At 73.2% G+C, this 21,063-nt stretch carries 19 protein-coding genes; 3 read left to right on the forward strand and 16 right to left on the reverse strand.

Going from position 1 to position 21,063, the window contains the following annotated elements:
* Positions 1–12: 12 nt before the first annotated feature.
* The 5 genes from ACIRF8_RS06405 to ACIRF8_RS06425 all read right to left on the reverse strand — a co-directional run bounded on the left by ACIRF8_RS06405 (position 13) and on the right by ACIRF8_RS06425 (position 3,530).
* Positions 13–711, reverse strand: a complete 699-nt coding sequence (locus ACIRF8_RS06405) for a DUF4191 domain-containing protein (protein ID WP_404211407.1) — start codon at positions 709–711, stop codon at positions 13–15.
* Between the two features lie 58 nt (positions 712–769).
* Positions 770–967, reverse strand: coding sequence for a hypothetical protein (locus ACIRF8_RS06410; RefSeq protein ID WP_404211409.1), 198 nt, complete (start codon positions 965–967; stop codon positions 770–772).
* Positions 968–1,227: 260 nt separating this feature from the next.
* Positions 1,228–2,193, reverse strand: coding sequence for a lipoyl synthase (gene lipA / locus ACIRF8_RS06415; RefSeq protein WP_404211411.1), 966 nt, complete (start codon positions 2,191–2,193; stop codon positions 1,228–1,230).
* Between the two features lie 121 nt (positions 2,194–2,314).
* Positions 2,315–3,112: a lipoyl(octanoyl) transferase LipB gene (gene lipB, locus ACIRF8_RS06420; RefSeq protein WP_404211413.1), complete on the reverse strand. Its 798-nt coding sequence runs from the start codon at positions 3,110–3,112 to the stop codon at positions 2,315–2,317.
* Between the two features lie 76 nt (positions 3,113–3,188).
* Positions 3,189–3,530 carry a 5-carboxymethyl-2-hydroxymuconate Delta-isomerase gene (locus ACIRF8_RS06425; protein ID WP_404211415.1) on the reverse strand — a complete coding sequence of 114 codons (342 nt, stop codon included), beginning with the start codon at positions 3,528–3,530 and terminating at the stop codon, positions 3,189–3,191.
* Between the two features lie 280 nt (positions 3,531–3,810).
* On the opposite strand from ACIRF8_RS06425, the gene ACIRF8_RS06430 reads away from it, so the two are divergent.
* Positions 3,811–5,247, forward strand: a complete 1,437-nt coding sequence (locus ACIRF8_RS06430; protein WP_404211417.1) for a regulator — start codon at positions 3,811–3,813, stop codon at positions 5,245–5,247.
* A 29-nt stretch (positions 5,248–5,276) separates the two neighbouring features.
* Here ACIRF8_RS06430 and ACIRF8_RS06435 read toward each other — a convergent pair whose 3' ends face one another.
* On the reverse strand, positions 5,277–6,620 hold the full coding sequence (locus tag ACIRF8_RS06435; protein WP_404211419.1) for an NAD(P)/FAD-dependent oxidoreductase: 1,344 nt from the start codon (positions 6,618–6,620) through the stop codon (positions 5,277–5,279).
* A gap of 241 nt (positions 6,621–6,861) precedes the next feature.
* Positions 6,862–8,052, reverse strand: a complete 1,191-nt coding sequence (locus ACIRF8_RS06440; protein WP_404212317.1) for a MarP family serine protease — start codon at positions 8,050–8,052, stop codon at positions 6,862–6,864.
* Positions 8,053–8,158: 106 nt separating this feature from the next.
* On the opposite strand from ACIRF8_RS06440, the gene ACIRF8_RS06445 reads away from it, so the two are divergent.
* On the forward strand, positions 8,159–8,911 hold the full coding sequence (locus ACIRF8_RS06445) for a peptidoglycan recognition protein (RefSeq protein ID WP_404211421.1): 753 nt from the start codon (positions 8,159–8,161) through the stop codon (positions 8,909–8,911).
* Positions 8,912–8,940: 29 nt separating this feature from the next.
* Here ACIRF8_RS06445 and ACIRF8_RS06450 read toward each other — a convergent pair whose 3' ends face one another.
* The 3 genes from ACIRF8_RS06450 to ACIRF8_RS06460 are packed head-to-tail and all read right to left on the reverse strand — an operon-like array spanning position 8,941 to position 11,988.
* Complete coding sequence (locus ACIRF8_RS06450; RefSeq protein WP_404211423.1) at positions 8,941–10,278, reverse strand: hypothetical protein; 1,338 nt, start codon at positions 10,276–10,278, stop codon at positions 8,941–8,943.
* A complete protein-coding gene (locus ACIRF8_RS06455) occupies positions 10,275–11,411 on the reverse strand; it encodes a PP2C family protein-serine/threonine phosphatase (RefSeq protein ID WP_404211425.1) in 1,137 nt (378 codons plus the stop codon). The genes ACIRF8_RS06450 and ACIRF8_RS06455 overlap by 4 nt, the downstream gene beginning before the upstream one ends.
* A gap of 43 nt (positions 11,412–11,454) precedes the next feature.
* On the reverse strand, positions 11,455–11,988 hold the full coding sequence (locus tag ACIRF8_RS06460; protein WP_404211427.1) for a GNAT family N-acetyltransferase: 534 nt from the start codon (positions 11,986–11,988) through the stop codon (positions 11,455–11,457).
* A gap of 32 nt (positions 11,989–12,020) precedes the next feature.
* On the opposite strand from ACIRF8_RS06460, the gene ACIRF8_RS06465 reads away from it, so the two are divergent.
* Positions 12,021–12,908 (forward strand): TIGR01777 family oxidoreductase, encoded by an 888-nt coding sequence (locus ACIRF8_RS06465; RefSeq protein WP_404211429.1) that lies wholly within the window; start codon positions 12,021–12,023, stop codon positions 12,906–12,908.
* Positions 12,909–12,940: 32 nt separating this feature from the next.
* Here ACIRF8_RS06465 and ACIRF8_RS06470 read toward each other — a convergent pair whose 3' ends face one another.
* The 6 genes from ACIRF8_RS06470 to sucB all read right to left on the reverse strand — a co-directional run bounded on the left by ACIRF8_RS06470 (position 12,941) and on the right by sucB (position 21,018).
* Positions 12,941–13,456: a DUF4240 domain-containing protein gene (locus ACIRF8_RS06470; RefSeq protein ID WP_404212319.1), complete on the reverse strand. Its 516-nt coding sequence runs from the start codon at positions 13,454–13,456 to the stop codon at positions 12,941–12,943.
* A 114-nt stretch (positions 13,457–13,570) separates the two neighbouring features.
* The gene (locus ACIRF8_RS06475) at positions 13,571–14,557 is read right to left on the reverse strand and encodes a helix-turn-helix transcriptional regulator (RefSeq protein ID WP_404211431.1); all 987 of its coding nucleotides are present in this window, start codon (positions 14,555–14,557) and stop codon (positions 13,571–13,573) included.
* A 42-nt stretch (positions 14,558–14,599) separates the two neighbouring features.
* Complete coding sequence (locus ACIRF8_RS06480) at positions 14,600–15,382, reverse strand: VOC family protein (protein WP_404211433.1); 783 nt, start codon at positions 15,380–15,382, stop codon at positions 14,600–14,602.
* 111 nt (positions 15,383–15,493) lie between these two features.
* Entirely contained in the window at positions 15,494–18,199 is a 2,706-nt protein-coding gene (gene aceE, locus ACIRF8_RS06485; RefSeq protein WP_404211435.1) for a pyruvate dehydrogenase (acetyl-transferring), homodimeric type, read from the reverse strand.
* A 210-nt stretch (positions 18,200–18,409) separates the two neighbouring features.
* Positions 18,410–19,069, reverse strand: coding sequence for a GntR family transcriptional regulator (locus ACIRF8_RS06490; protein ID WP_404211437.1), 660 nt, complete (start codon positions 19,067–19,069; stop codon positions 18,410–18,412).
* A gap of 152 nt (positions 19,070–19,221) precedes the next feature.
* Positions 19,222–21,018: a 2-oxoglutarate dehydrogenase, E2 component, dihydrolipoamide succinyltransferase gene (gene sucB / locus ACIRF8_RS06495; RefSeq protein ID WP_404211439.1), complete on the reverse strand. Its 1,797-nt coding sequence runs from the start codon at positions 21,016–21,018 to the stop codon at positions 19,222–19,224.
* Between the last annotated feature and the right edge of the window lie 45 nt (positions 21,019–21,063).

Raw genomic sequence — 21,063 nt, forward strand, 5'->3', positions numbered from 1 at the left:
CGGCGATCGACGTCAGCGCGTCTTGCCGCCGCGCGGCATCCGCATGCCCTTCGGCATCGGGCCCTTCGGCAGCGGCATGTTCGCCATCAGGTCGCCCATGGCGCGCAGCCGGTCGTTGGTCGCGGTGACCTGGGGGCCGGGCAGGACGCGGGGCAGTTTCAGCATGGTGGTGCGGAGCTTCTTCAGGGGGACCTGGCCCTCGCCGTTGCCGACGAGCAGGTCGTGGACCGGGACGTCCGCGACGATGCGGGCCATCTTGCGCTTCTCGGCGGCCAGCAGGGTCTTCACCCGGTTCGGGTTGCCCTCGGCGACCAGCACGATGCCGGCCTTGCCGACCGCCCGGTGCACCACGTCCTGGCTGCGGTTCATCGCGACCGCCGGGGTCGTGGTCCAGCCGCGCCCGATGTTGTCGAGCACCGCGGCGGCCGCGCCGGGCTGGCCCTCCATCTGCCCGAAGGCCGCTCGCTCGGCACGGCGCCCGAAGATGATCGCCATCGCGAGGAAGGCGAGCAGGAAGCCGAGAATTCCGAGATAGATGGGGTGACCGATCAAGAAGCCGATCGCGAGGAAGACACCGAAGGTGACGATTCCCACAGCCGCGAGTACAAGACCGATCTTCGAATCGGCCTTGCGGGTCATCTTGTAGGTCAGAGCGATCTGCTTGAGCCGCCCGGTGTTCGCAGCGTCCGCTGCGGGTTCCTTCCTCGCCATGTGTGAAGTCTACGTGGCCGGGGGCCGCCGATGAACAGCAGCACCGGCCCCGGGGGCCTCAGCCGCGGGAGGCGACGGCTTCGAGGACGCGCTGGGCCTCGACCCGGTCCTTGGCGCGGCGACGGTCCTCCAGGACGGAGGTCCAGGCATTGCGGCGTGCGGTGCGCTGGCCACTGCTCATCAGCAGCGACTCGACGGCGCGCAGAGCGTCGGTGAAGGTCGGGATCGCGGTGGCGCGTACGGGCGCGGCCTGCATGGGTGAGGTCCCCCCTCGAAAGTCGGATCACGGCTTTGGTGAAAGGTGTACGAGGTGTGAGTACAGCGTCACTGATTGGTGTTACCAGGGCGTGACCGGGCGGTCAAACGCCCATGAAGCCTTGTCGGCCGCTCCCCGAACGGGGACGCGGTCCCGAGGGCCGTCCTCATCTGCGGGGACGGTCGGGACCGCGTCTTCTCGGCCGATACTGAGCGGTAGTCACTTGTGCGTGAATTCACACACACTGCCTCACCGGGCGGTCAGACCGCCTGGGAGGCGACGTACGCGCCGCGCTTCTCCACGGCCATCTGGAACAGCCGCCCGGCGCGGTACGAGGAGCGGACCAGCGGGCCCGACATGACCCCGGAGAAACCGATCTGCTCGGCCTCCTCCTTGAGCTCCACGAACTCGTGCGGCTTGACCCAGCGCTCCACGGGGTGGTGGCGCACGGACGGCCGCAGGTACTGCGTGATGGTGATCAACTCGCAGCCCGCGTCGTGCAGTTGGCGCAGCGCCTCGCTGACCTCGGCGCGCTCCTCGCCCATGCCCAGGATCAGGTTGGACTTGGTGACCAGGCCGTACTCGCGGGCCTCGGTGATGACCTTGAGGGAGCGCTCGTAGCGGAAGCCGGGGCGGATGCGCTTGAAGATCCGCGGCACCGTCTCGACGTTGTGCGCGAAGACCTCGGGGCGGGACGAGAAGACCTCGGCGAGCTGCTCGGGGACCGCGTTGAAGTCGGGGGCCAGGAGCTCCACCTTCGTACGGCCCTCGGCGCGGTCCGCGGTCTGCGCGTGGATCTGGCGCACCGTCTCCGCGTACAGCCAGGCGCCGCCGTCCTCCAGGTCGTCGCGGGCGACGCCGGTGATCGTGGCGTAGTTCAGGTCCATCGTGACGACGGACTCGCCGACGCGGCGCGGCTCGTCACGGTCGAGGGCCTCGGGCTTGCCGGTGTCGATCTGGCAGAAGTCGCAGCGCCGCGTGCACTGGTCGCCGCCGATGAGGAACGTCGCCTCGCGGTCCTCCCAGCACTCGTAGATGTTGGGACAGCCCGCCTCCTGGCAGACGGTGTGCAGGCCCTCGGACTTCACGAGGTTCTGCATCTTCGTGTATTCGGGGCCCATTTTCGCCCGGGTCTTGATCCACTCGGGCTTGCGCTCGATGGGGGTCTGAGCGTTACGGACCTCCAGGCGCAGCATCTTGCGTCCGTCGGGTGCGACTGCGGACACGACCGGCTCCCTAAAGCTTTGATTCCTCGGCGTACCTCAGGGTACGCCCGTGATGTTCATGGCCCTTACGGATGGCCAACCTCTGGCCTTCGGGGTCCATTCCCCGGGGCCTCGGGAGCGGTTACGCCGTCGCCTTCTCGACGGGGCGCGGTCGCAGGTCCGCGTTCTCCAGGACGGCCCGCAGATGCTTCTCGGCCACCGGCAGCACCTCGTCGATCGTGACCTCGCGGCCCAGCTCGTACGAGAGCGAGGTGACACCGGCGTCGCGGATGCCACACGGGATGATCTTGTCGAAGTTCGAGGTGTCCGGATTCACGTTCAGCGCGAAGCCGTGCATCGTGACGCCCTTGGCGACGCGGATGCCCATGGCGCAGATCTTGCGGTCCTCGCGGCGCTGGCCCGCGTTCGAGGGGGCGTACTCCGGGCCGTTGAGCCGGGGGTCGAACTCGGGGTCGTTCGCGCGAGGATCGAAGTCGAGGGTGAGGCCGCCGAGCTTCGGGCGCTCCGCCACCGGGTCGCCGAGGACCCAGACGCCGGCGCGGCCCTCGACCCGGGAGGTCTCGATGCCGAACTCCGCGCAGACCGCGATCATCGCGTCCTCCAGGCGGCGCAGGTGCGCGACCACGTCCACGGGGCGGGGCAGCTTCTGGATCGGGTAGCCGACGAGCTGGCCGGGGCCGTGCCAGGTGATCTTGCCGCCGCGGTCCACGTCGATCACGGGGGTGCCGTCGAGCGGGCGCTCCTCGGGCGCGGTGCGCCGGCCCGCGGTGTAGACCGCCGGGTGCTCCAGGAGCAGACAGGTGTCGGGCACCTCGTCGGCGAAACGGGCGGCGTGCACACGGCGCTGCTCGTCCCAGGCGACCTGGTACTCGACCATGTCCGCACCGAACCCCATGCGGACGAACCGGAACTCACTCACGGCAAGCGCCTCCCTCGAAAACCTTCACCGTGCATATATCGCGCCCCGAACCACTGTACGGCGCTCGCACCGGAGGTCAGTGGGTGGGGAACAGGCGGTAGGACGCGTCCAGGTCCCGGACCTCGACCGAGCACGTGATCCCGGGGGCCGCGGACGTGTGTTTGTCGAGCAGGGCCAGGACGTCCTCGCTCAGCGCGGTCCTCACCGACTGCGGGCGGCCCGGCAGCAGCCCGACCTCCACGTGCAGGAAGGGCGCGGCGACGCCGTCCACGTAGGTGGCGCTGGGGCGGGCGAACGTCTTGCCGACGCCGACCGAGCGCACGCGCTCGACGACGAAGGGGTGGAGTTCCGCGACGAGGGCGGCTACGTCGACCGTGCCGGCGAGGCCGTCGGAGTAGTCGATGACGATGTGAGGCACGGGCAGGACCTTCCGGGTACTTCAGGTACTCACGTACTTCCAGTACGTCCGGCTACTTCTGGGTGTAGCGCACAAGCATCGTATGACCGAGCGGAGGCGGCCTCCGGACCGCCCCGTCCCCCTCCCGCGCGGGGCCCGTTCCGTCCACTCCTTGCGCAATTCGTCACACGATCGGATGAAGGCGCCGTGAAGGCCCCATCGAGGGCCGGTATCGCCGCTACATTCACGCCGTTCCATGAGGGCTGCACCCCGGCCCAGAAGGCAGGAGACCGCACAGCTGATGACGGAACGACCTCCGCAGCGCACACCGAACCGCCAGCTCGCCGCGCTCATCGCGGAGGCAGGATTCTCCAACGCGGGCCTCGCGCGCCGCGTGGACCAGCTCGGGCTCGAACACGGCCTCGACCTGCGTTACGACAAGACATCGGTGACCCGATGGCTGCGCGGACAGCAGCCGCGCGGGACGACCCCGGCGCTGATCGCCGAGGTGTTCACCCGCCGCCTCGGCCGCCGCCTCTCCGCGCAGGACCTCGGGCTCGACGCCTGCGCGCCCGTCTACGCGGGCCTGGAGTTCGCCGGATCGCCCGAGGAGGCCGTCGACATCGTCAGCGGCCTGTGGCGCAAGGACTCGGGCAGCCACGCCGAACTCCGCAAGATCGCGTTCACCCCGGCCGGGCTCGTCGTGCCCAGCCGCGACTGGCTGATCGGCCGCGCCGACGACCGGGTCACCCGGGGCGAGGTCACCCCCCGCGTCCCGCTCCAGGGGCGGCCCGCCGTGCCCCGCCAGCGCACCCAGACCGAGCGCGGCCCCGGCCACCGGGTGACCGGCGGCGACATCGCGGCGCTCCGCTCGGTCGGCGAACTGTTCCGCGCGCTCGACCACGCCTACGGCGGCGGGCACGCGCGCCAGGCGCTGGTGCGCTACCTGGAGCACGAGGCCGAACCCATGCTGCGCGGCACGTACGGCGAACAGACCGGGCGGCGGCTCTTCGGCGCCGTCGCGGACCTCACCCGGCTCGCGGGCTGGACCTCGTACGACATCGCGGCGCACGGGCTCGCCCAGCGGTACTTCGTGCAGGCGCTGCGGCTCTCGCAGGCCGCGGGCGACCGGATGTACGGGGCCTACGTGCTGCTCACCATGAGCCGCCAGGCCGTCTACCTCGGCCACGGCCGCGAGGCGGTGCAGCTCGCGCGGGTCGCGCAGCAGGGCGTCGGGAGCTCGGCGCCCGCCCTGCTCCAGGCGCTGCTGCACGCCGTGGAGGCCCGCGGGCACGGTGTCCTCGGCGAGGTGCGGGCCTGTACGGCGTCGCTGGCGCGGGCCGAGCGGGCACTCGAAGTGGCGCGGACCGGGGACGACGTGCCGTACTGGGCGCGCTTCTTCGACGAGGCGCAGTTGGCGGACGAGTTCGGGCACTGCCACCGCGACCTCCAGCTCTACCGGACCGCGGCGCAGCACGCGGAGCGGTCGCTGCGGCTGCGGGCGCCGGGGTTCGCGCGGAGCCGGCTGTTCTGCCGGATCGTGCTGGCCTCCGCCCGGCTCGGCCTCGGGGAGCTGGACGCGGCGTGCGCCCTCGGCGCGGAGGCGGCTGCCGCCGCCGCGGACATGCGCTCGGTGCGGGCGCACGAGTACGTGCGGGAGTTCGAGCGCCGCCTTGAGCCGTACCGCGACGCGGGGCCCGTCCGGGGGTACCGGGAGAAGGTCGCGGCGCTGGGCTGAGCCGGGAGTTCGCGGACAGGCCCTGGCCGTCAGGCCGCCTCGTCGGCGCGGGGCTCCGGGGGCGGCCCGGCCGCGGGGCGGCGGACGCCGAGGTCGGCCAGGGCCGCGTGGGCGGCGCGGCGGCCCGAGTGGAGGGCGCCCTGGACCGTGCTGGTCTCCCGGTGGTCCCCGCAGACGTAGAGGCCGTCCAGGAGCCGGACGGGGCGGCGGGGGTCGTGCGGCGCGGGCATCGCGGGCACGGCGCGCGGGTCGTGGTGGACGGCGAGGGTCTCCCAGCTCCGCGTCGACGTGCCGTAGAGGGCGGCGAGGTGCACCCGCAGTTCGTGCTCGGGCGGCGGGGGACCGAGCACCGTCGACGAGACGAGCGCCCGCCCGGCCGGGGCGCGGACCGGGTCGACCTGGCTGATCACGGAGGTGTGGGCGACGGGCCCGAGCCGGTCCGCGTCGAGCAGCAGCGCGGGCTCGGCGAGCGGTGGCTCGGGGGCGGCGTGGTGCACGACGGTCACCGGGTGGAAGGCGGGCACGCGCAGACCGGGCAGCAGCTCGGCGGCGGCCACCGCGTCGGTCGCCAGCACCACGGCGCGGCACCGCAGTCGGCCGTGTTCGGCGGTGGTCACGCAGTTCGCGGCGACGGCGGTGACCCGGACGCCGGTGTGCACGGTGTTCGGCTCCAGACCGGCGGCGAGCAGTTCGGGCAGCGTGTCCGCGCCGCCCTCCGGTACGGCGAGGCGGCCCGACGCGTAGGCGTGCAGCGCGAGATCGGCGCACCGGCTGGACGTCGTCAGCTCCGGATCGCAGAGCAGGGCCGACAGCAGCGGGCGGACGAAGCCGTGCAGGGTCCTGGCGGGCAGGCCGCGCGCCGACAGGGCGCTGCCGATGGGGAGTTCGGGGCGGGTGCGCAGGCGGGCGGGTTCGGTGGCGGCGAGGCGTGCGAGCGCCGCGCCGAGCCGTGCGTGGTCCAGGGGACCGCCCAGCGGGGGCCGGACACCGCGCGGCGTCCGGGGGGCGCTCGCGAGGGCGCGCGCAGTGCTGAGTGCGCCCCTTGTGCGCCGGGGGTCGGCCGGTTCGCCCGTCCGATGACGACGGCCCTCGCTGTACACCAGCACGCCGGGGGAGAAGGGACGCAGGACGAGACCGTCGAGGCCGGGCGCCCGGCGCAGTTCGGGGTAGGACGTGGACAGCGGCTGCCCGATCCGGTCCAGCCGGAACCCGTCGACCTTCTCGGTCGCCATCCGGCCCCCGACCCCGCCCCCGGCCTCCAGGACAAGGACCCGCACACCCGCCCTGGTCAGGTGCCGGGCCGCCGCGAGTCCCGCGACCCCGGCCCCTACGACGACGACGGCCCCTGCGTCTGCGTGCGCGGGCTCCCACACGTGCCCCTCCCAGAGTTGCGCGGCCGGCCACGGCTCGTCTCGGAGGCGTCATGCCCGCAACAAGGCCGCGGAATACCCGGGTTCGGGGTCGAGGTTAGGTCCGCGGCAGGCTCCGGGGCGGTGGCGCGTCGGGGCGGCACGGGGGCACGCGACGGGTGGGGACGCGCCCCCACCGGGCCCTGGGCGCCCCCCTCGGCCTGTCAGCCCTGTCAGCTCTGTCAGCCGTATCGACTCGGGGCGCCTACGACGAGACCAGCGAACCCGTGTCGACCGGTGTCGTCGCCCTCGCCGCACGTCGCGCGTCCGGCGAGACCTCGGCCGCCGTCAGCACGTAACCCGTCCCCGCGTCCGAGGTGGACCGCGCGAACACCACCCCGTACACCCGGCCGTCCGTCGTCAGCAGGGGGCCGCCCGAGTTGCCCGGCAGCACCGTGGAGCGGATCGAGTAGATCTGCCGGGTGACGTTCCCGGTGCCGTAGATGTCCTGGCCGCCCGCCCGGACGGTGTCGGCGACCGTCGCCGCCTGGAGGTCGAGGCCGCCGTTCTCCGGGTAGCCCGCGACGACCGCCGCGGCACCGCGCGAGGCGCTGTCGTCGAGGGAGAGGACCGGGGCCCGCAGATCCGGCACGTACAGCACCGCCACGTCCTTGTCCGGATCGAACAGGACCACCTTCGCGGGGTACGCGCGGCCGACGCCGCCGACCCGGACCGACGGGGCGTCGATGCCCGCCACCACATGGGCGTTGGTCATGACGTGCTCGGCCGCGTACACGAAACCGCTGCCCTCGCGGCCCTGGGTGCCCGATGCGCCCTCCACCTTGACGGTGGAGCGCTGCGCGGCCCGGGTCGCCGCCGCCGTCACGTTGTCCCCCGAGGGCTTCGCGACCTCGGCCGACGGCTCGGCGGCGAACGGGTCGAAGACCTGCGGGAACCCCGCCGAGGTGAGCGCCCCGGTGGCCCGCGAGAACCAGGCGGGGGTCGAGGACGGCATCCGGTCCTGGACCGCGCCGAGCACGGTCGACTCCCGGATCGCCTGGTTCAGGGCCGGCGACGACGACGCCGCGAGGACGCTGCCCGCCACCCACGCCACGACCAGCACGGCCAACGCGCCCGCCGCCGCGCCGCCGACCCCGTCCGCCACCCGCAGCGGCCCCGGCGCCCGGTCCATCCCGCCGCGCACCCGCACCGCGAGCCGCCCGGCCAGCGCCTGCCCGGCGACCGCGGGGACCAGCACGGTCAGCACGGCGGCCACCGTGGCCGTCGACGTCCCGGGCGTGACGGCGTCCCGCACGAACGGCAGCAGCCATACGCCGACCACGGCGCCGCCGACGAACCCGGCCAGGGAGACGAGGCCCGTGAGCAGACCGCGCCGGTAGCCGGAGACGGCGTAGCCGAGAGCCAGCACGAGCAGCGCGATGTCGAGGACAGGTATCCGGGGGTCCATATCGGTAACAAACGACCGCGGAGCCCGCGACGGTTCCGCCAACTGGCCGACATGTGGTCGACCGCACAGCGCGCGGGCGCCGGAGAGTGGAGGCGTGCGTGTCCTGCGGAGGGTGTGGCGCTGGGTGCTCGGGGGTCTGCTCCTCGGGCTCCTCGTGCTGTGCGTCGTGCTGCTCACCCGGCCGGGGGCGAAGGACTCCGGCACGGTGGCCCGCACCGCCGCCGAGGGCCACACCGCCCCCGAGCCGCGCATCGTGCCCCGTGCGAAGTGGCTGTCCGGAACGGACCCCTACCACCGGGACCCCGTCCGGTACGCGGACCGCGTCGTCGCCGTCTTCATCCACCACACCGACTCGCCGAACGACTACGCGTGCGCCGACGCCCCGGGCATCGTCCGCTTCGTCTACGCGGGGCAGGCCGGCGGCAAGGAGTGGGACGACATCGGCTACAACTTCCTCGTCGACCGCTGCGGCACCGTCTACGAGGGCCGGGCCGGCGGCGTCGACCGGCCCGTGGTCGGCGCCCACACGCAGGGGTTCAACCGGAACACGGCCGGGATCGCCGCGATCGGCACGTTCACCGAGGGCACGCCGGTGCCGAAGGCGATGGCCGAGTCGATCGCCGCGCTCGCCGCGTGGAAGCTCGGCCTGTCCGGGATCGACCCGCGCTCCACCGTGCGGCTGGTGTCCAGCAACAGCCTGAGCCGGTTCGAGAAGGGCACCGCCGCCGACTTCCACGCGATCGCGGGCCACCGAGACGGCTACCGGACGGCCTGCCCCGGCGAGGCCCTGATGCGCGAACTCCCCGCGATCCGCACCCGGGCCGCCCGCCTCCAGGGCCGCGACTGACCCGCCCGGAGAGGACCGCGAAGGGCGCTCTACGCGGGCCGCAGCGTGCCGCCGCCGTTCAGGCGGTACGTCTTTCCGCCGAGGCCGGGGCTGGCGGCCCGGTCGTACGTCACCGAGTAGCCGTTCCCGTCGATCACGTCGGCGATCTTCGCCCCGGAGCCCAGATCCAGGCCCTTGACCCACGAGTCCCCGGCCACCGACCACCGCGTGCGGGCGCCGAGTGTCATCGTCGCCCCCGCGACCGCCCCGTTCAGCCTGGTCGAGCCGGTCAGGTCGAGGACGGCGGAGCCGTTGGGGACGAGGACGTCGCCCTTCAGCCTCTCGTTGTCCGCCGCGAACGTCACGACCCCCTTGTCGCGGACCCGCAGCAGCACCCCGCCCTTCGTCTTCAGCTCGGCGCCCCCGCTCACCTCGATGTCCGCCACGGCCTGCCGGACCGAGAACAGGTCGCCGTCCGCCGCCTGGATCGACCCGCCCGACATCGAGAACGACGTCTCGCCGTCGCCCCGCAGTACCACGCCACCGGCCGCGGCCGTGGCCCGTACGTCCTTCAGGGAGAGCGAGCCCCCGGACTCCACGGTGAACGCCTCCGAGTTCGCCAGGTCGAACAGCGTCCCGGAGACCGACACGTCACCGGCCGTCTGCACGCCGGGCGAACCGCAGCCCGCCGTCGTCATCGTGCCGCCCGACACGGTCACCTTCGCCCCGCCGGGACCGGTCGCGATCGGCGCGGCCTGCGCCCCCGCCGTGTCGATCTGCACGTAGCGCAGATCGGCCTCGCCCCCGTACGACGCCATGACGCCGCGCGCGGACGTGCTCCCCGTCTTGACGATGTTGGCGCTGAGCCGGGCCCGCGCGCCCTTCCCCGACGCGAACACGGCCGTGGCGCCCTTGCCCTGGGTGGTGATCCGGCCACCGGACAGGGAGAGGCTGCCGCCGTCGCGGGCGAGCGCCGCCGCGTTCAGGCCGTGGCCGCCGGACGCCTCGACGGACGAGGTGGCACCGCGCTTGACCAGGCGCGAGTCACGCGTCGACAGCGCTCCGGACCCGGAGACGAGCACCGCAGACCGGTCGGCCTTCCGCGCCTTGAACGCCTTGCCCCGCGGGGCCGCCCTCTCGCCGCTGTCCAGCGTGTACGTGCCCGTCGCCGCGGGCGCCGCGTCGGCGCCGTCGTCGGGGGCGGGCACGTCCGTCACGCACCGCGCGCCGCTCGCCGTAGCCGCGGGCGAGGCCACCGGAGGCGTGGCCGTGTCGTCGTCGTCGGAACAGGCGGCCAGCGAGGACAGCGTCAACGGCAGCAGCAGGATGGAAACGGCGGTCGCGCCACGGCGACGCCCCGGGCGGCGCGGGAGTCCCAGGTATGTCATGGACCAACGTTCACATTTCGCTCCGAGGGCGGCGCGGCCGGGGTGTCCGGAGCGAAGACGAGCAGCGTCAGATCGTCCCGCACCGTCCCCGCGAACCGCACCACGTCCCGCCACACCGCGTCGGTCAGCGCGGCGGGATCCTCGGTGGCGTAGCCCGGCAGCCGCGCCGTCAGCGGATAGAAGCGGCCGGCGGCGTCCCGCGCCTCGGTCACCCCGTCCGTCAGGGCGAGCAGCCGGTCCCCGGCGCGCAGGCCGACCGTCAGCGGCTCGGGCGGTTCGAGCCCCGCCACGCCCACGCCCAGCGGCGCCCCCGGCGCGACGGGCAGCTCCGTCACCCGTCCGGCACGCAGCAGCAGCGGATGCGGATGGCCGCAGCACAGCACACGGACCACGGGGGAGTCGTCGGGGAACTCCAGGAACACCGCCGTCGCGAACAGCTCCGGATGCTCCTCCTGCGCCGCGTCCACCACGAGCCGGCGGTCGAGGCGCGCGGCGACACCCGCCAGGTCCGGCTGGTCGAGCACCGCCTCCCGGAACGCGCCGAGCAGCCCCGCCACCGTGCCGACCGCCGACAGGCCGTGCCCCTGTACGTCGCCGACGACCGCCCGCACCCCGTGCGGCCCGCGCCGCACGTCGAAGAAGTCCCCGCCGACCAGCGCCCCGCGCTGCGCCGCCCGGTACAGACCCGCGCAGCGCACCGACCCCACCCGTTCGGGCAGCGGCGGCAACACCGCGAACTGGGCGGCCTCCGCGACCGTACGCACCGTGACGAGCTGCTCGTCGCGGCGGCTGCGCACCCAGGCGATCAACACACTCAGCACCGACACGAAGGTCACGGTCAGCACGTCGCTGTTGCCGGGGCGGCCGAAGTGCGCCGAGGGCAGGGCGAGCACCAGGACGATCAGGGTGCTCAGCAGCGCCGTGGCCGCCGGGCCGTACGACAGGGCGGCGAGCGGCGGCAGGGCGGCCAGCAGGAAACCCAGTTCCAGATGGCTCTCGGTGGCCGCCTGGAGGGCGCAGAGCCCGACGAACAGCACGACGGGCAGCCAGCGCACCCAGCGCGGCGGCGGCGCCCCGCGCAGCCAGGCGCGCTCCTCCCCGTCGTCACGACGGCGCCCCACGGGCCAGGTCATGCCGGCGGACTCCCTTCGCGACGGGCGTACGCCGTCAACCCTGCTACGAGTCGGGCGCCTCCGCATGCCACCGGGCGCCGCCGCGCAGCTCCTGACCCATCAGCACGTCGTCCACATAGGCGCCGTCGAGCAGGAATTCGCCGGGCAGCACACCCTCCACGACGAAGCCCTCGGCCTCGTACAGCTTGCGGGCGGGCGTGTTGTGCCCGAGCACCCGCAGCGTGATCCGCCGGGCGCCCTGGCGGCGGGCCTCCTCGACCGCCGCCCGCACCAGGGTCCTGCCCAGGCCGTGCCCGCGCGCCTCGGCGGCGACGGCGAGCCCCTGTATCTGCCGGACGTGCGCGTTCGCGGCCAGCGCGGTGGGGCGGCCGAGCCGGATGTAGCCGACGACACGCCCGTCGAGCTCCGCGACGACGTGGTCGCGCGGGCCGAACCGCTCGGTGAAGAACGGCGGGTAGGGCGGTCGCTCCGGCGGCTTGACCGCGTGCAGGTACGACCACGTGTCCCGGTCGAGGCGGCCCAGGGCCTCGTCGTCGTCCGGCACGGCGAAACGTATGCGGGGCTGCTGCTGCGACATGCGGGTCACTGTACGACCGGCAAGATGGAGGCATGACACGTATCGCGGTGGCGGGCGCCTCCGGGCTCATCGGCTCGGCCCTCGTCCGTTCCCTGACCGCCGACGGACACGAGGTGCTGCGGCTGGTGCGGCGCGCCCCACGCGCCGCCGACGAGGCCCGCTGGGACCCGAAGAAGGGAGACATCGACGCGGACCGCCTCGACGGCTGCGACGCCGTCGTCAACCTCGCCGGGGCCGGGGTCGGCGACCACCGGTGGACGGGAGGGTACAAGCGGGAGATCCGCGACAGCCGCGTCCTCGGCACCACCCTCCTCGCCGAGACCGCCGCCGCCCTGCCCAACCCGCCCCGCACCCTCCTCAACGGCAGCGCCGTCGGCTACTACGGGTCCACGGGCAGCCGCGCGGTCGACGAGTCCGCCCCGCCCGGCGAGGGGTTCCTGCCGTCCGTGTGCGTGGAGTGGGAGGCGGCCACAGCCCCCGCCCACCAGGCGGGCATCCGCACGGTCATGGCCCGCACCGGCCTGGTCGTCTCCCGCGCCGGCGGGGCCTGGGCGAAGCTCTTCCCGCTGTTCAGGGCCGGTCTCGGCGGGCGCCTGGGCGACGGGCGCCAGTACTGGTCCTACATCGCGCTGCACGACCACGTCGCGGCCCTGCGCCACATCCTGGACACCGCGTCCCTGTCCGGGCCCGTCAACCTGACGGCCCCGCACCCCGCGACCAACCGCGAGGTCACCGCGGCGATGGCCCGCGTCCTGCACCGGCCCGCGCTCTTCCCCGCCCCGGCGCCCGCCCTGCGCCTGGTGCTCGGCGAGATGGCGGGCGACGTGCTGGGCTCGACGCGGGCCGTGCCGACCCGGCTGGTGAAATCAGGGTTCGAGTTCGCCTTCCCCGCCCTCGACGACGCGATCAAGGCTGCCTGAGCGGGGCGCGGACGGGGGGCGAAGTCAGGCTCTCAGCCGAACCGCTCCGTGAGCCGGGGGTACAGCCGCACCAGCGCCGCCTCGTCCTCGAAGTCGATCGGGGTGCCCTCCGGCTCCACCGGGGCCGGGGGGATGCCCAGGTCGGCGGCGACCGCGCCGGTCAGCTCCTCGTACGCCTCGTCCGCCGCGTACCCGAGCTCCTCGCCGTCCCCGTCGACCTCCTCGTCGAAGTCGTGGAGCAGGTCCGCCAGCGCGTCCGGGTCGTGCAGCGCGCCCTCGAAGACCTCCCGGCCCTGCCCGATCAGCCAGCACCTGAAGTAGTCGAACGCGTCGTCGCTCGCCCCGCCCAGCAGGACCCACGCCGCGCCCCACAGATCCCAGCGATAGGCGCGGTTGTAGCGGGACTCGAAGTGCCGGGCGAAGTCGAGCACCGAGTCGGGATCGGAGCGCAGCAGTCTGTCGACGAGCAGCTCGGCATGGTCCTCGGGGTCGCCCTCGGCGGCCTCGCGGGTGCTGTCCACGATCTCCCAGAACTCGGTCTCGTCCATCACGGGACAAGCATCGGCCCTGTGCCCGGGGGGCGCACGCCGAGCGTCGGACCTGCGCCACTTCGTTACGCATGCACATGCCCAGGGCACCCCGCGACCGGCACGCCCCCGCGCTCACCCGTACCACTGACACATCCGCCGCGCCGCCCGCGCGAACCGCTCCCGCAGCGCGGCCGGAGCCACCACCTCCGCCTCCGGCCCGACCGCCATGAGCTGGGCGTACGCGACGTCCTGCGACTCGACCGGCAGCGTCACCGTCACCCACCCCTCGGCGTCCGGTGCCCCCGCCGCCTCCAGGGCCTCCCGCGCGGCGACCGGATCGGTGACGTCCGGCAGCCGCCTGACCCCCTCGGCCGTCAGCCGTACGACCACCTCGGCCCGCAGGATCGCCCGCGCGAACTGCGCCGCCCGCTCCTCCCAGAACGCGGGCAGGTCGAACTCCTCGTCCCGCGTGAACCGCTCGTCCCCCGGCTCCGCGGACGTGAACCGGTCGATGCGGTACACCCGCAGGTCAGGACCGTCCCCGCCGCGCACCGCCGCCGCCAGGTACCAGACGCCCGCCTTGAGGACGAGCCCGTACGGTTCGAGGTCCCGCCGCACGGGCGCCTCCCGCCGGTCCCCGCGCCGGTACGCGACCCGGATCACGCGGTCGTCCCACACCGCCTCGGCGATCGCGGGCAGCAGCTCGGGCGTCCGGGGCTCCTTGAACCAGGCCGGCGCGTCCAGATGGAACCGCTGCGCCGCCGTGCGCGACGCGTCCCGCAGCGACGGCAGCAGCGCCGCCGACACCTTCAGCCGGGCCGCCGACGCCGCGTCGTCCAACCCCATCTCGCGCAGCGCCCCGGGCACCCCGGACAGGAACAGCGCCTCCGCCTCGCCGCGGGCAAGACCCGTCAGCCGCGTCCGGTAGCCGCCGATCAGCCGGTATCCGCCGGCCCGCCCGCGGTCCGCGTAGACCGGGACGCCCGCCTCCGAGAGCGCCTGCGCGTCCCGGGTCACCGTCCGCTCGGAGACCTCCAGCTCACGCGCGAGGTCGGCCGCGGTCATCGACGGCCGGGACTGGAGCAGCAGCACCATCTTGATCAGCCGGGCAGCACGCATGCCGCCATCATGGACCGTCCCACCGACAGCGGGCCCGGCGTGTCAGACCGCCGTGAGGCGCAGCACCGAGAACGCCGCGCCCTGCGGGTCCGCGAGCCGCGCGAAGCGCCCGACGGGGGTCGTCGTCGGCGCCACCAGGACCTGGCCGCCCAGTTCCTCGCAGCGCGCGGCGGTGGCGTCCGGGGCGTCCACGGCGACGTACAGGTTCCACTGCGCGGGCATCCCGGGCGGGAACTCCTGCGTCGACATGTCGACCATTCCGCCGAACGCCTCGTCGGCGACCGTCCACTCCGTGTACGGGGCGCCGTCCCCGGGGGGCCGCCCGCGCGTGCCCCAGCCGAGCACCGACTGGTAGAAGTCGACCGCGCCAGGCCCGTCCCGGGTGAGCAGTTCGAACCAGCAGAAGCTGCTCGGCACGTTCACCGCCTCGAAACCGGCGTGCGCGAGCGGGTCCCACAGGCCGAACGCGGCGCCCCCGGGATCCTGGCAGACCGCCGACCTGCCCTGGCCGAGGACGGGCACGGGACCGGCGAGGACCCGGCCGCGATTGCCCCGCACGCGCGCGGTGACGGCGTCGATCCCGCTCGACTGGAAGTACGGCAGCCAGGCCGCGGGCCGGCGCGGATCGGACACCGGGCCCGACCCGGCGACGAGATGGCCGTCCTCGGCGTCCAGGGCGAACATGCCGTAGCCGTCGTTCCGGGCGCCCTCGACCGGTCGCGTACGCCAGCCGAACAGGGCCTCGTAGAAGAAGCGGGCCGCGTCCGGGTCCGTGGTGGACAGGTCGGCCCAGCAGGGCGCGGACGGTGTCTTGGAGATCTGCACGCGTATGCCTCCCACAGGCGCCCCCCGAGGCCCTTCGGCCCGACGACCCGTCCATTCACGCACGCGTGCCCCGCCCCGGCAATCGGGACGGGGCACGGACGTGACCGGCTCCTACAGGCCGTAGCGCTCGCGCGCCTCCTTCACGGCGGTCGCCTTGACCTCACCGCGCCGGGCGAGCTGGGCGAGGGCCGCGACGACGATCGACTGCGCGTCGACGCCGAAGTGACGGCGGGCCGCCTCACGCGTGTCGGACAGACCGAAGCCGTCCGCACCGAGCGAGGACCAGTCCTGCTCGACCCACTGCGCGATCTGGTCCGGGACCTGGCGCATGTAGTCGGAGACCGCGAGGACCGGGCCCTCCGCGCCCTGGAGCGCGCGGCGCACGTACGGCACCCGCTCCTCGCCGCGCAGGAGCGCGGCGTCGGCCTCCAGGGCGTCCCGGCGCAGCTCGGTCCACGAGGTGGCGGACCACACGTCGGCGGCCACGCCCCACTCCTCGGCGAGCAGCTTCTGCGCCTGGAGCGTCCAGTGGATCGCCGTGCCCGAGCCGATGAGCTGGATGCGCGGCGCGTTGGCCACCGGGGAGAGCCCCGCCGTCTCGGCCGTGTTGAAGCGGTACAGGCCCTTGACGATGCCCTCGTCGACACCGGCCGGCTTCGCGGGCTGCGGCATCGGCTCGTTGTAGACGGTGAGGTAGTAGAAGACGTTCTGGTCCTCGCCCTCGTGGGCCTCGCCGTACATGCGGCGCAGCCCCTCCTTGACGATCGCGGCGATCTCGTACGCGAACGCCGGGTCGTACGACAGGGCGGCCGGGTTCGTCGCGGCGATCACCGGGGAGTGACCGTCGGCGTGCTGGAGGCCTTCACCGGTCAGCGTCGTCCGGCCGGCGGTGGCACCGACCAGGAAGCCGCGGCCGAGCTGGTCGCCGAGCTGCCACATCTGGTCGGCCGTGCGCTGCCAGCCGAACATCGAGTAGAAGATGTAGAAGGGGATCATCGCTTCGCCGTGCGTCGCGTACGACGTCGACGCGGCGATGAAGTCCGCCATCGAACCGGCCTCGGTGATGCCCTCGTTGAGGATCTGGCCGTTCTTGGCTTCCTTGTAGTACATGAGCTGGTCGCGGTCGACCGGCTCGTACGTCTGCCCCTTGGGCGAGTAGATGCCGAGCGAGGGGAACAGCGACTCCATGCCGAAGGTGCGCGCCTCGTCCGGGACGATCGGCACCCAGCGCTTGCCGGTCTCCTTGTCGCGTACGAGGTCCTTGACCAGCCGTACGAACGCCATGGTCGTCGCCACCGACTGCGAGCCCGAGCCCTTGTCGAAGGAGGCGAACGTCTTGTCGGCGGCCTGCGGCAGCGCGGGCAGCGGCTGCGTCCGGCGGGCCGGGGCGGGGCCGCCGAGGGCGGCGCGGCGCTCCTGGAGGTAGCGGACCTCGGGGGAGTCGGCGCCCGGGTGGCCGTAGGGCACCACGCCGTCGACGAACTGGCTGTCGGAGATCGGCAGCTCAAGAAGGTCACGCATGTTCTTGAACTCGTCGGTCGTCAGCTTCTTCATCTGGTGGTTCGCGTTCTTCGACGCGAAGCCCTCACCGAGGGTGAAGCCCTTGACCGTCTGCGCCAGGACGACCGTCGGCGCGCCCTTGTGGGACAGCGCCGCCTTGTACGCGGCGTAGACCTTGCGCGGCTCGTGGCCACCGCGCGAGAGGTGGAAGCACTCCAGGATCTTGTCGTCGGACAGCAGTTTCGCCATCTCGACGAGGGCCGGGTCCTTGCCGAAGAAGTCCTCGCGGATGTACGCGGCGTCACGCGTCTGGTACGTCTGCACCTGCGCGTCCGGCACCTCGCGGATGCGGCGGACCAGGGCGCCGGTGGTGTCGAGCTGGAACAGCTCGTCCCACGCGCTGCCCCAGAGCGACTTCACGACGTTCCAGCCGGCGCCGCGGAACTGGGCCTCCAGCTCCTGCACGATCTTGAAGTTCGCGCGGACCGGGCCGTCGAGGCGCTGGAGGTTGCAGTTGATGACGAAGGTGAGGTTGTCCAGGCCCTCACGCGCGGCGAGGTTGAGTGCCGCCGTCGACTCGGGCTCGTCCATCTCGCCGTCACCGAGGAACGCCCACACGTGGGAGTCGGAGACGTCCTTGATGCCGCGGCTGGTCAGGTAGCGGTTGAAGCGCGCCTGGTAGATCGCGGAGAGCGGGCCGAGGCCCATGGAGACGGTCGGGAACTCCCACAGCCACGGCAGGCGGCGCGGGTGCGGGTAGGACGGCAGACCGTCGCCGCCCGCCTCCTGCCGGAAGTTGTCGAGCTGCGCCTCGTTCAGACGGCCGTCGAGGAAGGCGCGGGCGTAGATGCCGGGGGAGGCGTGGCCCTGGATGTAGAGCTGGTCGCCGGAGCCGGGGGACTCCTTGGAGTCCTTGCCCTTGAAGAAGTGGTTGAAGCCGGTCTCGTACAGCCAGGCGGCGGAGGCGAAGGTGGCGATGTGGCCACCGACGCCGTGCTTGCTTCCGCGGGTCACCATCGCGGCCGCGTTCCAGCGGTTCCACGCGGTGATCTTCCGCTCCATCTCCTCGTCACCGTCGATGGCCGGCTCGGCCGAGGTGGGGATGGAGTTGACGTAGTCCGTCTCAAGAAGCTTCGGCAGCGCCAGGCCGCCCGCCTCGGCGCTCTCCAGGGTGCGCCGCATGAGGTACGCGGCGCGGTGCGGCCCGGCCGCCTTGGTGACGGCGTCCAGGGAGGCCTGCCATTCGGCGGTCTCCTCGGGGTCGCGGTCCGGGAGCTGGTCGAGCTCGCTCGGCTGGATGCGCATGGGGTCGGTCATAGTCGCCGCACGCCTTCCTGAGTCGAAGGGGGTGGGGTGGGGGTGCCCTTGGTCTTTGGCAGGACAGGGCGGGGTCCCGGTGGAGACCCGTCAGCGACTGTAACTCCGTGATCGATGATCGATCAAAGGGTTCCGGCTCAAAATCCCTTCAGATCGAGAAAGTCGGCACAGGGTGCCCGCAAACAGGCGGCTCCAGGGCACCGAGTGCCCCTATCGGGGCTCGGCGGTGAGACGCAGGTCACGCTCGCCCGCCCGCGGCGCACAGCCCAGGACATGCGCCTTGACCAGCTCCGCGATGGCCGGATCACGCCGCCGGAACGCCGCGACCAGCTCCTCGTGCTCCTCCGCGTACGACTGCTGCACGGTCCCCAGCCACCGGATCGACAGCGCGGTGAAGACCTCGATGCCCAGCCCCTCCCAGGTGTGCAGCAGCACCGAGTTGTCCGCGGCCCGCACCAGCTCCCGGTGGAAGCCGACCGTGTGCCGCACCTGCGCCGTCCCGTCGGCCTCCCGGTCGGCCCGGTACAACGCCTCGACGTGCGGCTCCAGGGCCGAGCAGTCCTCGGCGAGGCGGACCGCGGCCAGCTCCGCCGCGATGGCCTCCAGACCCGCGCGGACCGGGTAGCTCTCCTCCAGGTCCGCCGCCGAGAGGTTGCGCACCCGCACGCCCTTGTTGGGCGCCGACTCGATCAGGCGCAGCGACTCCAGCTCGCGCAGCGCCTCACGCACCGGAGTCTGGCTGACCTCCAGCTCGGTGGCGATCCGCCGCTCCACGATCCGCTCACCCGGCTTCCAGCGGCCGCTGACGATCCCCTCCACGATGTGCTCGCGGATCTGCTCGCGCAGCGAGTGGACGACCGGCGTGGTCATGTGGGCTCCTCCGGAGGGCCAAGGGAGTTGACGTCTAGACAATACGGCGGCGCCCCCGGCCGGATGTGCTCCGGACGGGGGCGCCGCAGGTGAGGCTGGTTACAGCCGGCCACCGATGCGTACGGCTGAGTACCCGAAAGTACTCGGAAGTACTACAGACCCAGCTCGACCTCGAACTCGCCGGCCTCAAGGATCTGCTTGACCGTCGTCAGGTAGCGGGCCGCGTCGGCGCCGTCCACCAGGCGGTGGTCGTAGGAGAGCGTCACGTACGTCATGTCGCGCACCGCGATGGTCTCGCCGAGGTCCGGGTGGTCGATGACGACCGGGCGCTTGACGGTGGCGCCGATGCCCAGGATGGCGACCTGGTTCGGCGGGACGATGACCGTGTCGAAGAGCGCACCGCGCGAGCCCGTGTTGGAGATCGTGAAGGTGGCGCCCGACAGGTCGTCCGGGGCGATCTTGTTGGTGCGGACCTTGGTGGCCAGCTCCGCGGTCTTCTTCGCGATGCCCGCGAGGTTCAGGTCACCGGCGCCCTTGATGACCGGGGTCATCAGGCCCTTCTCGGAGTCGACGGCGATGCCGACGTTCTCCGAGTCGAAGTAGGTGATCGTGCCCTCGTCGTAGTTCAGACGGGCGTTGATGACCGGGTGGGCCTTCAGCGCCTGGACGGCGGCCTTGACGAAGAACGGCATCGGGGAGAGCTTGACGCCCTCGCGGGCGGCGAAGCCGTCCTTGGCCTTGGCCCGCAGCTTCATCAGCTTGGTGATGTCGACCTCGATGACCGAGGAGAGCTGCGCCTGCTCGTGCAGCGCCTTGGTCATGTTGTCCGCGATCGCCTTGCGGATCCGCGGCAGCTTGACCGTCTGGCCACGCAGCGGGGAGACCTCGAGGGCCGGGGCCTTCGGCGCCGAGGAGGCGGCCGGGGCGGCGGCCGGAGCAGCCTGCTGCGCCTTGGCGGCCTCGGCGGCGGCCGTGACGTCCTGCTTGCGGATGCGACCGCCGACACCGGAGCCCTTGACGGTGGACAGGTCCACGCCGTTCTCCGAGGCGAGCTTGCGCACCAGCGGCGTCACGTAGGCGCCGTCGTCCGCGGCGGAGGAGGCCGGTGCCTTCGGCGCGGCGGCCGGGGCCGGGGCCGGGGCGGGCTGCGACGGGGCCGGGTCGGGCGCCGGGACGGTCTGCTGCTGCGGGGCCGGGGCCGAGGGGGCCTGCGGCGCCGGAGCCTGCGGAGCCGGGGCGGCGGGGGCCTGCTGGGCCGGGGCGGCCTGCTGCGGCGCGGGGGCCGCGGGGGCCTCCTGGGCGGGCGCGGCGGGCTGCGCGGGGGCGGCGGCCGGGGCGGCACCGGGGGCGCCGATGACGGCGAGCTTGGCGCCGACCTCGGCGGTCTCGTCCTCGGCGACGGTGATCTCCAGGAGCACACCGGCGACGGGGGAGGGGATCTCGGTGTCGACCTTGTCGGTGGAGACCTCGAGCAGCGGCTCGTCCTCCGCGACCTCCTCGCCGACCTCCTTCAGCCAACGGGTGACGGTGCCCTCGGTGACGGACTCGCCCAGGGCGGGCAGGACCACGTCGGTGCCCTCGGCGGAGCCGGAACCGGCGGTCGCCTCGGGGGTGGGGGCCGGGGCGGGGGCCTCGGCCTCGGTGGACGGCTCGGCCTGGGCGGGCTGGGCCGGCTCGGCGGCCGGGGCCTGCTCCTGGGCCGGGGCGCCGGAGCCGTCGTCGATGACGGCCAACTCGGCGCCGACCTCGACGGTCTCGTCCTCGGCGACCTTGATGGAGGCCAGGACGCCGGCGGCGGGCGAGGGGATTTCGGTGTCGACCTTGTCGGTCGAGACCTCAAGCAACGGCTCGTCGACCTCGACGCGCTCGCCCTCTGCCTTCAGCCAGCGGGTGACAGTGCCCTCGGTGACGCTCTCACCGAGCGCCGGAAGGGATACGGAAACCGCCATGGTTTCTGTTGCTCCTTAACGATGCGCAACTACGGGTGCCGAGTT

The sequence above is a fragment of the Streptomyces sp. NPDC102406 genome, assembly GCF_044765725.1.
In the GTDB taxonomy this organism is placed as follows: Bacteria; Actinomycetota; Actinomycetes; order Streptomycetales; family Streptomycetaceae; genus Streptomyces.